The sequence below is a fragment of the Luteimonas sp. Soil_C_5 genome (assembly GCF_057656615.1).
Map to the genome: position 1 here is coordinate 191,665 of NZ_JBDGKA010000006.1, position 11,688 is coordinate 203,352.

Consider the following 11,688-nt stretch of genomic DNA (forward strand, 5'->3'; position numbering starts at 1 on the left):
TCGTTCGAAGGATCTCCTGATGTTCCGCCGCCCCCTGTTTCTGTCGCTTGCGCTGGCGCTGACGTCCAGCCCGCTGTTGGCCGCCGACCTGGTCCAGACCTACGAGCTGGCCCGCACCAATGATCCGACCCTGTCGATCGCCGAATCGCAGCGCCTGTCGACCCGGGAAGGCGCCGTGCAGGCACGTGGCGCCCTGCTGCCGCAGATCGGCGGCAGCGCGTCGCTGACCGACAGCCGCGCGGCCGGCGTATCCGGTCGCGCACGCACGCGCAGCTATGGTGTCAGCGCCAACCAGGTGCTGTTCGACTGGGGCCAGATCTCGACGCTGCGTTCGCAGCGCGCGCTGAGCACGGCGGCGGACTTCCAGCTCGACGCCGACAACGATGCGCTGATCACGCGCACCGCGGCCGCGTACTTCGACGTGCTGATCGCGACCGAGACCCTGGCCGCCGCCGAAGCCGCCGAAGCCGCGTTCAAGCGGCAGTTCGATTTCGCCGACAAGCGCCTCGAAGTGGGCCTGGCGCCGATCACCGACGTGCACGAGGCCCGCGCCCAGTACGACGGTGCGCGCGCCAACACCATCGTCCAGCGCAACGCGCTGCAGGACGCCTACCAGGCGCTGGCCGAGATCACCGGTTCGGAAATCCGCGACCTGCGCGGCCTGCCGGACGATTTCACGCCCGAGCTGCCGGAAGGCCGCGACGCTGAAGCCTGGGTGGCGACCGCGTTGGGTCAGAACCCGCAACTGCAGGCACTGCGCTATCAGGTCACCGCGTCCGAGTACGGCGTGACCGCCGCGAAGTCGGGCCATCTGCCCACGCTCGACCTCGGCGCCCGCTACGGTCGAAGTGATACCTGGGGAGAGCAGAATTTCGGCTCCGTGGAACAGCGCGGCGAAACCAACAGCATCGGCATCACCCTGACCGTGCCGATCTTCAGCGGCGGCTTCACCCAGTCGCGCGTGCGCCAGTCGATCGCCCAGCGCGACATCACCGCCGACCAGTACGAAGCGCAGCGTCGTGCGATCGAGCGCAACACGCGCAACGCCTATCAGGGCCTCGTCGCAGGCATCACCGAGGTCGAGGCACGCCGCCTGGCCCTGGTCTCGGCCAACAGCGCGTACGAAGCCTCGCAGGTCGGTCTGGAAGTCGGTACGCGTACCGTCATTGACGTGCTGATCAACCAGCAGAACCTGTTCTCGGCACGCCAGCAGTACGCGTTCGCCAAGTACAACTTCCTGCAGAGCCGTCTGCTGCTTGAACAGGCCGCCGGCACGCTCGACATCGGCAACCTGCAGGACGTGAACCGCCAGCTGACCGTCGACGTCAACAGCGTCGGTGCATCCACCGGGACCGGCGCGGCGACACCGCCGCCGCAGTAAGCGTCTGCGGCGTCAGACCCCGAACGGCGCGGATCGGATCCGCGCCGTTTGCGTTTCCGGCGCCGGCAGGTCGCCGTCGATCAGGGCGAGGGTGCGCTGCAAGGCGCCGCGGCCGGCTTCGACCAGCGTGCGTCCGGCCGCGCCTATTTCCGCCCGCGCATCGGCATCGCCCAGCAGGGCGGCCAGATGATCGTGCACCGCATCGGCGTCGGCGCCGATGCGCAGTGCCCCGGCCTTGCCCAGCTGGCGCGCGATGTCGGTGAAGTTCTGCAGATGCGGCCCGGTGACCACGGGCACACCGACCGCGGCCGGTTCGAGCAGGTTGTGCCCGCCGATGTCCTGCAGGCTGCCGCCGACGAAGGCGACATCCGCGCAGGCGAAGAACGCACCGAGCTCGCCCAGCGTGTCGAGCACGAAGACATCGTCGCCGGCATCGGGCCACGTGGTGAGCGCACGTGTGGCGACGCGCCAGCCGGCCTCGACCGCCAGCTGCGCGGCGCCGCGGAAGCGTTCGGGATGCCGCGGCGCCCAGACCAGCAGCAGATCGGGCCAGCGCGCGCGCAGCCGCCGATGCAGGTCGATGACGATCGGCTCCTCGTCAGGGTGCGTACTCGCCGCGATCCACACCGGCCGCGTGCCCGCACGCGCGGCGAATGCGTGCGACAGCGCCGCGACCGCCGCCTCGTCGATCGCGATGTCGTACTTGAGGTTGCCGGTGTCGAAGACGCGCTCGCGCATGGCACCCAGCTTGACGAAGCGGCGGCCGTCGTCCGACGACTGCGTGGCGACCTTGTCGACCGTGCGCAGCGCACGCCCGACCAGGGGCCGCAGCACGCGATAGCCGCGCAGCGAACGCGCCGACAGGCGCGCGTTGACGATGGCGGTCGGAACGCCCGCATCGCGGCAGCAGAACAGCAGGTTCGGCCACAGTTCGGTTTCGACGATCAGACCGATGCGCGGCTGGAAATGGGCGAGGAACCTGCGCACCGCGCCCGACAGGTCGTAGGGCAGATAGACATGTTCGACGCGGCTGCCCCAGAGCGCGCGCACGCGTTCCGACCCGGTGGGCGTGATCGTGGTGACCAGCAGGCGACGCGCAGGATCGCGCGCCAGCAACGCGTTGATCAGCGGCGCGGCCGCGTTGACCTCGCCGACCGAGACCGCATGCACCCAGATCGGTGCGTGCCGCGGCTCGGCGCCATAGACGCCGTAACGCTCGTTCCAGCGCTGGAAGTACGCGGGCTGACGGAAACCGCGCCAGATCAGGTGGTACACCGTGATCGGCGCGAGCACGACCAGCAGGGCCGAATACAGGCCGCGCAGCAGTCGTTCGGAGAGGTCGGCCGGCATCACGACAGGATAGCGGAAGGCCCGGGCGACAGGCGCCGCGCTGCAGGGACCGATGCGTCCGCCACGACCGGCGGCGAACGCACGCGTCCTACAATGGTCCGATGCCCGCGACTCCGACACCCCGCCCGCCGCTTGCGCCCCGTCATTGGCCCGCCTGGTGCGGCATCGGCCTGATGGCACTGGCCGCGCGTCTGCCCTGGCCGCTGCAGCGCGCGCTCGGCCGCGTGCTGGGCGATGTGCTGCGGCACGCCTTGTCCGGCCGCCGGCGCATCGCCGCGCGCAATCTCGAACTCTGCCTGCCGGAACTCGATGCTGGCGCGCGCGCCGAGCTGCTGCGCACCCACTTCCATTCGCTCGGGATCGGCCTGTTCGAGTTCGGCCGCGCCTGGTGGGGCTCGGTCGCGCCGCTGCGTCGCGGCCTTGTGGTCGAAGGCCTGGAACACATGGAGGCCGCGCGCGCCGGCGGCCGCGGCGTCATCGTGGTGTCGGGCCACTTCACCACGCTCGAGGTCTGCGGCCGCCTGATGTGCGATCACGTGCCGCTGGCCGGCATGTACCGCCCGCACACCGAGGCCGCGATGGAATGGGCCGTACGCCGCGGCCGCGAGCGCTACGCCGCGGTGATGTTTCCCAAGCGCGATGTGCGCGGCACCGTGCGTCACCTCAAGCGTGGCGGCCTGCTCTGGTATGCACCCGACCAGGATCCCAGCGGCGGCGACGCGGTCTACGTGCCGTTCTTCGGCCGCCCGGCGCACAGCCTCACCTCGACCCATCAGCTGGCGCGGATGTCGGGCGCGGCGGTCGTGCTGTTCGGCCATCGCCGGCGCGACGACGGCGGTTACACGCTGACGCTGTCGCCCGCGCTCGAGCCGTATCCAACCGACGATGCGACTGCCGACACCGCGACCGTGATGGCCGGCATCGAAGCCATGGCGCGCGCGGCGCCGGACCAGTACCTGTGGATCCACCGCCGCTTCAAGCGGCAGCCGGACGGCGCCGCGCTGTACGACTGAGGCGGCGCGCCGGGTCTCGATGCGGGCCACCGCCTGTGGCGATCGGCTGGCAGCTCAGGCACGTGCATTTCGAGCACGCGCTGCATCGAAGTCACGCGCGTCGATTTGGCTTCAGAAGTCTGGGTAGATCCGTCGAAACACGAACACCCGGTGCGCGATCCGCCGAACGGGAGCTGGTCGCCCGATGTTCGCTGCACGCCGTCACAGCGTGCCCGGACGCCACTGCCACACCGCAGTCGCGCGGACGCGCCTACTCACCAGATCGCGGCAGCGCGCCTCGGCGGCGGTTCGTCGCGGGCCAGCAGGCTGCCGGCATAGAGGGCGCACAGCAGCAGTGTGAAGCCGCCCCAGAACGTCGAATAGAACGCCAGATGGGTGTTGAGCGGGAACACCGTCACCGCCAGTGCCAGCATCGCCGGCCGGGCACGATCCCGCGCCTCCTGACTGGCGAAGCGCCACGCACGCCAGGCCAGGGCCACGCCGGCCAGCCACAGCAGCAGGCCGATCAGGCCGGTTTCGCTGGCAACCTCGAGCACGATCTGATGCGCATGCAGCGCGGGACCGTCGCCCCACGCGGCCTGTTCGCCCGCCTGCGGATCGCAGCCCGGGAACGCCTCGCGGAAGCCCCGCGAGCCGACACCGTTGACCGGGTTCTCGCGGATCATGCAGACCGCCGCCTCCCAGATCCGGGCGCGGCCCGACAAGGCGGTGTCGACCTGCTCCTGGTCCGCCGACAGGCCCATGACCGTGCGCTCGACGCGCTCGCGCACCTGCGGCGACAGCAGCGTGACCACGACGGCGATCACGGCGCCACTGGCGAACACCGCCAGCAGCCGCTTCCAGCCGAGCAGACGCCAACCCGAAAACAGCAGCACTAGCGCATAGGTCAGCCACGAAGCGCGCGAGCCGGCGAACAGCAGGACGACGCCGATCGCTGCTGCCGACAGGATCCAGCCCGCCGCGCCGAAGCGGCGCCCTGCGGCGTACAGCGCGAACGGCGACAGGCTGGCCAGCACGATGCCCAGTTTCAGATTGCAGGGCCCGAGCACGCCGCCCACGCGGTCGACGTGCGCCAGCTGCTCGAGCGTGCACATCGGCCGGTTGCTGATCAGCAGCTTGAGCTGGTCGATGCCGAAGAACAGCGGGCTGGTGCCCAGCACGACTTCGGCCAGCGCATCGAGCGTCCACACCGCGACGATGATCGCCAGGCCGCCGAGCGTCGTGCGGCGCGCCTTGCGCGTGGCAACCGCCGAAGCCACCAGCCACAGGAACGGCAGGTATCGCAGGTCCACCAGCGCTTCGCGCAGCGCACGGCCGACATCCACCGAATCGAGCGTCGACAGCAGCTGGGGCGTCCAGTAGACGAAGAACAGCGCGCTGGTCAGTGCCCAGGCCGCCGGACTCAACAACGCCGCGCCACCGCGGAAGCGCGCGCGCAGCAGCAGCACGATCGCGGCCAGCGCACCGAGCACCATCACGCCTTCGGCGTAGCCCGGCGCAGGCCAGAGGATCACGAAGGCCAGCACCCAGTGCGGCGCCCAGCGCCAGCCCACCGTGCGCGGCGCGCGCGCGTCGGTCATCGGCTCAGTTGTCGTCGTCGAATTCGTCATAGACCGCAAGCGTTGCGTCCTGCATGGCGCGCAAGGTGTAGGGCATCGTACCGGCTCGCGCCGGCGGCCGGGCGAGCAGCGCGCGCGCTGCCTGCGTCAACGCGGGCGCATCGAACGGCGCGACCGCGCCATCGGGCTGCAGTTCGGCCAGCAGTTCGCCGGCGCCGCCATGCGCCCAGCCGAGCACCGGACGCGCGGAAGCCAAAGCCTCGACGACGGTGCGTCCGAAGGCTTCCGGCTTGCGCGAGAGCTGCAGCACCAGATCGCTGGCGGCGTAGGCCTGGGCGATGTCGGACGTCGGCGCGGTGATCGCCAGCGCCTGCGCGCAGCCCAGCGTGCCGGCCTCGCGTTCGATGTCGGCGATGTAACGCTCGCGGCCGGCTTCGCGCGCGCCGGGCATCCACAGGCGCGCATCGCAGCCATCGGCGCGCAGCGCTGCCAGCAACTGCAGCGCGTCGCCATGGCCTTTCAACCGCGTGCCGCGACCGGGCAGCAGCAGCAGCGGACCGTCGCCATCCAGCGCCGGGTGCAGCGCGGCGACCGCGGCGCGGGCCGCATGATCCGGCCACGGCGCTGGCGGAAACTGCGCCGGATCGATGCCGCGCGGAATCACCCGCAGCCGCGCAGGATCGGTGGCCGGGTAATGCCGCAGCAGGTAATCGCGGACCGTGCGCGACACGCAGATCACGCGTTCGCCGCGCGCCATGATCGCGCTGTAGCGCGACGGCGAATTGAGCCCGTGCATCGTGGTGACGAAGTGCGGACGCGTCGCCGCCGGCATGCCGCGCAGCGCGAACTGTCCGAGCCACGCCGGCACGCGCGAGCGCGCATGCACGATGTCGGCGCCTGTCTCGGCGAACAGCCGGCGCAACGTGGAGACGTGGCGTAGCACCCAGGGCTGCTTGGCACCGATGTCGAGCGTGATGTGTTCGGCGCCGGTCGCGCGCAGCGCCGGTTCCAGCCGGCCACCGGCCGAGACCACGAGCGCACGGTGTCCGGCCGCGACCAGCGCAGCCGAGATCTCGATCGTGGAACGTTCGACACCGCCGGACGACAGCGCCGGCAGCAACTGGACGACGGTCAGCGGACGACGCATGCGGCCGCGGCGCGCGAGCGCGCGCTCAGTCGACGAGGACGAAGTGCGCGCCGCAGTAGGGGCAATCGGACTGGCCGCCCTCGGCTTCGATCGGCAGATAGACCCGCGGATGCGAGTTCCACAACGCCATCGCAGGCAGCGGGCAGCTGAGCGGCAGGTCGGCGCGGCGCACCTCGTACTGCTTCGCGGCGTTGGCTTGCGTCGGCTGGACGTTGGCTGCGGTCATGACGGCGGTATCGATCGGGCGTGGGAGACGGCCATTCTACCGCGGCCGCCCGCAGCCGGCGTCGCCGAGCGCGTCGGGCCGCTCAGCGCGGCAGGGTGAACAGCAGGAGGTCGGCGACGTCGTCGCCCGCGCCTTCGAGCACCAGCGTCGTCGATTCGTCGACCCAGCCCAGCGCATCGCCGGCCACGAGGCGTTCGCCATCGACGGTCACCGCACCCCGTGCGATCTGCATCCAGTAGCGGCGCTCGGGCAGCAATGTCGCCTCCACCCGCTCGCCCGCACCCAGCCAGACGCCCTGCAGCGTGGCCTGCTGGCGGATCGCGAGGCTGCCGTCGCGCCCGTCGGGCGACACCAGGGTGGCCCAGCGACCGCGGCGGTCCTCGCCGGCGAATGCCTGTTGCGCATGGCCGGGCGGCAGGTTGACCCGATCGGGCTGGATCCAGATCTGCAGGAAATGCACCGGCGCGTCGGCCGAGGCGTTGAATTCGCTGTGTTCGATGCCGTGACCGGCGCCCATCCACTGCAGTTCGCCTGCGCGCAGCACGCCCGTGCCGCCGCTGTTGTCCTCGTGCGCCAGCGCGCCGTCGAGCACGTAGCTGAGGATTTCCATGTTGGCGTGGCCGTGCGGCGGGAAGCCGGCGCCGGGGGCGACGCGGTCCTCGTTGATCACCCGCAGCGCACCGAAGCCCATCCACTCGGGATCGTGGAAATGGCCGAACGAGAAGCTGTGGTGGCTGTCGAGCCAGCCGGTGCGGACATGGCCGCGCGCGTCGGCCGGGCGATGGAATTTCATGGAGGGGCTCGCTTGGGCGGAAAGGCCGGGCGGAAGGAAAGACTTCGGCCCGGCGATCGGTCCGCCGGACGATCCGGCGGACCCGGCAGACGTGGCCTCGGCCATGTCCGCCTGCAGAATCCCGCAGCAGGAGATCCCGCGCGCCACCGCGTGCGGTGGCGTCGGTGGCTTACTCGGCCTGCGCAGCCGCGGGCGCGGCGTCTTCGGCGACGACAGCTTCGGTGGTGATGCGCAGCTGGACTTCATCGCTGACGTTCGGCGCATACGCGCCCACGCCGAAGTCGCTGCGCTTGATCGTCGCGACCGCATCGAAGCCGGCCGCCGGACGCTTCGCCATCGGCTGCTCGCCGAACTTGTTGACCGTGACATCCAGTACCACCGGACGGGTGTTGTCCTTGATCGTCAGATCGCCGGTGACCTTCAGCTTGTTCGTGCCCGCGCTCTCGACGGCGGTGCTCCGGAACGTCGCGGTCGGGAACTTGGCCGCGTCGAAGAAATCGGCGCTGCGCAGGTGGTCGTCGAAATCGCCGACGTGCGAGTTCAGGCCCGACAGCGGCAGCGTGACCTCGACCGACGAATTGGCGACGTTGTCCGCGTCGTAGACGATCCGGCCGTCGACTTCGCCGAAATGCGCGATCGGATTCGAGAAGCCGAAATGGCTCCACTGCGCGACGACGTCGGTGTGCTTGGGGTCGAGGATGTAGGTCCCCGACACGCCGGTCACCGCCGCCACATTGGCGTCGGTTCCAGCCGGCGCTTCGGACGCGGGCTGCGCGGGGGCGGAGACGGCGGGCGGGGTGGCCTCGGCCGGTGCGCCGTCCTGCTGGGCGCAGGCGGCAAGGGCGATGGCGGCGGCAAGCGGAAGCAGCAGCAGACGATGGGTGCGCATGGCGGACTCCTGGTGGATCGTGACGTGGAACGCGTGACCGGTCGGCCGCGCGGGATTGAGAGGGTGCTCAGACGATGCGCGCGGCTTCGTCGAACGGCAGGCGCGGCGAACGCGGGAAGATCGTCGACGGATCGCCGGTGCCGAGGTTGATGATGAAATTCGACTTGATCGCGGTGCCGGCGAAGAACGCTTCGTCGACCTTGGCATTGTCGAAGCCCGACATCGGGCCGGCATCCAGACCCAGCGCGCGCGCGGCCAGGATCAGATACGCGCCCTGCAGGCTGCCGTTGCGGAACGCCGGCACCTCGCGGTTCTCGCGCGGACCGTCGAACCAGCTCTTGGCATCGGTGTGCGGGAACAGGAACGGCAGCTTCTCGTGGAAGTCCTCGTCGTGGGCGACGATCACGACGACCGGCGCGGACATCGTCTTCTCGTAATTGCCTTCGCTCAGGGCCGGGCCGAGTTTCGCCTTGCCCTCGGCCGACTTCACGAACACGAAGCGCGCGGGCGACGAATTGGCCGACGTCGGCGCGAACTTCAGCAGGTCGTAGAGCTGGCGCAGCGTCTCGTCGCTGATCTCGCCGCTGAACCCGTTGTAGGTACGGGCGGTGCGGAACAACTGGTCGAGCGCGGCATCGGACACACGGTCGGTCATCGGGAACACTCTGCGTTGGGCTGAACAGCCCCGAAGTGTAGAGTCCCGGGGCGGTGGCACGCGTGCACCGGTCGGAACGGAAGGTCACACACGTGGAACAAAACCCGCCACTCGATGCCGATTACCCACAAATCTGGGCAATCAGTGACGGCCGTGCGGGCAATGCGCGTCAGGCCGAGGCACTGGGACTGGCGCTGGCAGCGGATGCCCACGCGCTGCATCTCACGTCGCAGGCGCCGTGGCGATGGGCCGCGCCCCGCTGCCTGCCTGGCGCGGCGGCTGCATTCGGCCCCGATTTCAGGCGCGCACTGGCAGCGCCGCCGGCGCTGGCGATCGGCTGCGGTCGACAGGCGGCGCTTGCGACGCGGGTGGCCGCACGCCATGGCGCGCGCACGGTGCAGATTCTCGATCCGCGCCTGGATGCGCGGCACTGGGACCTCGTCGTCGTGCCGGAGCACGATGCCGTGCGGGGCGACAACGTCCTGGTCACGCGTGGCAGCCTGCATCCGGTGGACGACGCCTGGCTCGAGGCCGCACGCGCCGCGCATCCGGCGTTCGGCGCCCTGCCCGGTCCGCGCACCGGCGTGCTGCTGGGCGGCGACTCACGCCATGGCCGGTTCGATGTCGACGCGTTCACGGCGCTTGCCGACGCACTCGATGCGCTGGTCGCGCGCGAGGGCGGCAGCCTGCTGCTGGCCGGTTCGCGGCGGACGCCACCCGCCGTACGCGACGCGATGCGCGCGCGCTACCGCGACACCACCGGCGTCGTGTGGGCCGACGCGGCCGATGGTCCCAATCCCTATGCCGGCATCCTGGGCTGGGCGGATCGTCTGGTGTGTTCGGCCGACTCGGTCAACATGCTTTCGGAGGCATGTGCGACGCGGGCGCCGGTGTTCGTGTTCCAGCCGCAGCGTGTGGACGGCCGGCCGCGCCGGTTCGTCGATGGCCTGCTGGCAGACGGCCGCGCCCGCGTGTTCGAGGCCGATCCTGTGCAGGCCTTCGACGTCGTGCCGTTGCGCGAGACCGCGCGCGTGGCCGAGGAGATCCGCGCGCGCCTGCTGACGCCACAGCACCGCTGACGCGCTGCATCGGGCCGTGCAGGCTCAGCGCAGCGCGAGCAGCGCGTCGAACCGGTCGATGACGGCGTAGGCGCCGCAGGCGTCCAGATCGAAATCACGCCGGTAGCCGTAGCGCACCATCACCAGCGGCGCGCCGGCCGCGATGGCCGCGCCGGCATCGGCCGACGAATCGCCGACCATCAGGCACTGCGTGACCGGCACGCCGAAGCGCCCGGCCAGATGCAGCAGCGGCGCCGGATCGGGCTTGCGCTCGGGCAGCTCGCCCGCGCCGAGCACGGCCTCGAAATAGCTGGCGATCCCCATCGCGTCCAGCAGCGGCGGCACGCACGGCGCGGGCTTGTTGGTGCAGACCGCCATGCGCACGCCGGCCGCCTGCAACGCGCGCAGTGTCGCGTCCACGCCCGGATACAGCCGCGGATCCAGCAGCAGGCAGTCTTCGTAGTGCTGCATGAAACGCCGCATCACCGTGTCCACTTCGCGGCTGTCGCCGGCATGGCGCAGCGCCTGGCTGACCAGCTGGCGCGCGCCGTCGCCAATCCAGCTGCGCACGGTGGCTTCATCGACTGCAGCGTGTCCCAGTTCGACCCGTAAACGGTTGATCGCCTCGGCGATGTCGGAGGCGCTGTCGACCAGCGTGCCGTCCAGGTCGAAGAACACAACGGACCAGGGAAATCCGTCGGCGGATGTGGCGGCTGCAGACATGTCGGACCTTGTTGGACGCGGGCCGCCTAGTGTGCGCGATCATGCGGCGCAGGCAGCCGCTGCAACACACTGTTGGCACGCACGCGGCGGCGGACGCACTATCCTCGCGCCACGCCGTCCTGGAGCCCCGCGATGCCCGCCACCACCACGACCACCCGATCCAACGACGCCCCGCGCCTGTTGCGCACGCTGTGCAACCACTGGCGCCACAAGTTCGAGATCCGCCGCGATGACGAGGCGCATGCGTTCATACCGTTCGTCGACACCGCGCAGGGCGCCGACTTCACCGTCGACGGTGACGCGTTGCGCATCGTGCTGACGCTGGAGGATGCGGAGGGCATCGCGCGGTACCAGCAAGTGATCGAAAACCACCTGCAGCGCTTTGCGCGCGATGAGACGTTGGCGTTCGACTGGCAGCCGGCTTAACGCGTTTCGGGTTTCGCCTACTGCCTTGTCGGGGCGAGGCCCGCTGTTGGGTGGTGGACGCCGGATGACCTGTGGCGTCTGACACTTTGGAACGCAGCCGTCATTCCCGCGACGGCGGGAATCCAAGGACGTTGCTCCACTGAACCCCGAAGTCCCTGGATTCCCGCAGGCCCCAGACATTCGTCTGTTAAGAGCCGCGGAAATGACGAGTTTTGCTTCAGTCACGGCCTCGCTTTTTTGCCTTTGTCTTTGCTTCGGCTTCGGCTTCGGCTTCGGCTTCGGCTTCCAGCCTTTGACGTACCGAGCCGTAAAGCGAGCCGAGCATCGCAGGGCAGCGGGGCCGCAGAGCAGCCCATGTCTGAGCGCAGCGAGTTTGGGCTGCGTGCCCCACTGTCCGAGAAGCGCAGGGCACCGGCGCGGCGCAGCCGTGCCGGATCGCGTCCGGCGAAAGGGCTTTTTGGTTCCTTT

Annotated in this window: 13 protein-coding genes; 4 read left to right on the forward strand and 9 right to left on the reverse strand. The window is 70.2% G+C overall.

Annotation, left to right across the window (positions count from 1 at the left end):
* Positions 1-19 precede the first annotated feature (19 nt).
* Positions 20-1,381 carry a TolC family outer membrane protein gene (locus AC3A5K_RS16380; protein ID WP_487618621.1) on the forward strand — a complete coding sequence of 454 codons (1,362 nt, stop codon included), beginning with the start codon at positions 20-22 and terminating at the stop codon, positions 1,379-1,381.
* 12 nt (positions 1,382-1,393) lie between these two features.
* Here the strand turns inward: AC3A5K_RS16380 and waaA are convergent, their stop codons facing one another.
* A complete protein-coding gene (gene waaA, locus AC3A5K_RS16385) occupies positions 1,394-2,731 on the reverse strand; it encodes a lipid IV(A) 3-deoxy-D-manno-octulosonic acid transferase (RefSeq protein ID WP_487618622.1) in 1,338 nt (445 codons plus the stop codon).
* A gap of 101 nt (positions 2,732-2,832) precedes the next feature.
* On the opposite strand from waaA, the gene lpxL reads away from it, so the two are divergent.
* The gene (lpxL, locus tag AC3A5K_RS16390) at positions 2,833-3,744 is read left to right on the forward strand and encodes an LpxL/LpxP family Kdo(2)-lipid IV(A) lauroyl/palmitoleoyl acyltransferase (RefSeq protein ID WP_487618623.1); all 912 of its coding nucleotides are present in this window, start codon (positions 2,833-2,835) and stop codon (positions 3,742-3,744) included.
* Between the two features lie 254 nt (positions 3,745-3,998).
* Here the strand turns inward: lpxL and AC3A5K_RS16395 are convergent, their stop codons facing one another.
* The 6 genes from AC3A5K_RS16395 to AC3A5K_RS16420 all read right to left on the reverse strand — a co-directional run bounded on the left by AC3A5K_RS16395 (position 3,999) and on the right by AC3A5K_RS16420 (position 9,013).
* Positions 3,999-5,354 carry an O-antigen ligase family protein gene (locus AC3A5K_RS16395; RefSeq protein ID WP_487618624.1) on the reverse strand — a complete coding sequence of 452 codons (1,356 nt, stop codon included), beginning with the start codon at positions 5,352-5,354 and terminating at the stop codon, positions 3,999-4,001.
* Positions 5,329-6,450 (reverse strand): glycosyltransferase, encoded by a 1,122-nt coding sequence (locus AC3A5K_RS16400; RefSeq protein WP_487618625.1) that lies wholly within the window; start codon positions 6,448-6,450, stop codon positions 5,329-5,331. The genes AC3A5K_RS16395 and AC3A5K_RS16400 overlap by 26 nt, the downstream gene beginning before the upstream one ends.
* A gap of 25 nt (positions 6,451-6,475) precedes the next feature.
* Entirely contained in the window at positions 6,476-6,676 is a 201-nt protein-coding gene (locus AC3A5K_RS16405; RefSeq protein WP_487618626.1) for a zinc-finger domain-containing protein, read from the reverse strand.
* Positions 6,677-6,758: 82 nt separating this feature from the next.
* Positions 6,759-7,469: a pirin family protein gene (locus tag AC3A5K_RS16410; protein ID WP_487618627.1), complete on the reverse strand. Its 711-nt coding sequence runs from the start codon at positions 7,467-7,469 to the stop codon at positions 6,759-6,761.
* A gap of 169 nt (positions 7,470-7,638) precedes the next feature.
* Positions 7,639-8,358: a YceI family protein gene (locus AC3A5K_RS16415; RefSeq protein ID WP_487618628.1), complete on the reverse strand. Its 720-nt coding sequence runs from the start codon at positions 8,356-8,358 to the stop codon at positions 7,639-7,641.
* Positions 8,359-8,425: 67 nt separating this feature from the next.
* Complete coding sequence (locus AC3A5K_RS16420) at positions 8,426-9,013, reverse strand: malonic semialdehyde reductase (protein ID WP_487618629.1); 588 nt, start codon at positions 9,011-9,013, stop codon at positions 8,426-8,428.
* 92 nt (positions 9,014-9,105) lie between these two features.
* On the opposite strand from AC3A5K_RS16420, the gene AC3A5K_RS16425 reads away from it, so the two are divergent.
* Positions 9,106-10,092 (forward strand): mitochondrial fission ELM1 family protein, encoded by a 987-nt coding sequence (locus AC3A5K_RS16425; protein WP_487618630.1) that lies wholly within the window; start codon positions 9,106-9,108, stop codon positions 10,090-10,092.
* A gap of 24 nt (positions 10,093-10,116) precedes the next feature.
* Here the strand turns inward: AC3A5K_RS16425 and gph are convergent, their stop codons facing one another.
* The gene (gene gph / locus AC3A5K_RS16430; protein ID WP_487618631.1) at positions 10,117-10,794 is read right to left on the reverse strand and encodes a phosphoglycolate phosphatase; all 678 of its coding nucleotides are present in this window, start codon (positions 10,792-10,794) and stop codon (positions 10,117-10,119) included.
* Between the two features lie 132 nt (positions 10,795-10,926).
* Between gph and AC3A5K_RS16435 the strand changes: the two genes are divergently transcribed.
* A complete protein-coding gene (locus AC3A5K_RS16435) occupies positions 10,927-11,220 on the forward strand; it encodes a DUF2218 domain-containing protein (RefSeq protein ID WP_487618632.1) in 294 nt (97 codons plus the stop codon).
* A 217-nt stretch (positions 11,221-11,437) separates the two neighbouring features.
* Here AC3A5K_RS16435 and AC3A5K_RS16440 read toward each other — a convergent pair.
* A partial coding sequence (locus AC3A5K_RS16440; protein WP_487618633.1) for a hypothetical protein occupies positions 11,438-11,688 on the reverse strand: 251 nt, incomplete at its 5' end.

Coding starts and splice junctions, on each gene's coding strand:
- AC3A5K_RS16420 (WP_487618629.1), bottom strand. CDS start 9,013: ATGACCGACCGTGTGTCCGATGCCGCGCTCGACCAGTTGTTCCGCACC.
- lpxL (WP_487618623.1), top strand. CDS start 2,833: ATGCCCGCGACTCCGACACCCCGCCCGCCGCTTGCGCCCCGTCATTGG.
- AC3A5K_RS16395 (WP_487618624.1), bottom strand. CDS start 5,354: ATGACGAATTCGACGACGACAACTGAGCCGATGACCGACGCGCGCGCG.
- gph (WP_487618631.1), bottom strand. CDS start 10,794: ATGTCTGCAGCCGCCACATCCGCCGACGGATTTCCCTGGTCCGTTGTG.
- AC3A5K_RS16380 (WP_487618621.1), top strand. CDS start 20: ATGTTCCGCCGCCCCCTGTTTCTGTCGCTTGCGCTGGCGCTGACGTCC.
- AC3A5K_RS16435 (WP_487618632.1), top strand. CDS start 10,927: ATGCCCGCCACCACCACGACCACCCGATCCAACGACGCCCCGCGCCTG.
- waaA (WP_487618622.1), bottom strand. CDS start 2,731: ATGCCGGCCGACCTCTCCGAACGACTGCTGCGCGGCCTGTATTCGGCC.
- AC3A5K_RS16410 (WP_487618627.1), bottom strand. CDS start 7,469: ATGAAATTCCATCGCCCGGCCGACGCGCGCGGCCATGTCCGCACCGGC.
- AC3A5K_RS16400 (WP_487618625.1), bottom strand. CDS start 6,450: ATGCGTCGTCCGCTGACCGTCGTCCAGTTGCTGCCGGCGCTGTCGTCC.
- AC3A5K_RS16405 (WP_487618626.1), bottom strand. CDS start 6,676: ATGACCGCAGCCAACGTCCAGCCGACGCAAGCCAACGCCGCGAAGCAG.
- AC3A5K_RS16415 (WP_487618628.1), bottom strand. CDS start 8,358: ATGCGCACCCATCGTCTGCTGCTGCTTCCGCTTGCCGCCGCCATCGCC.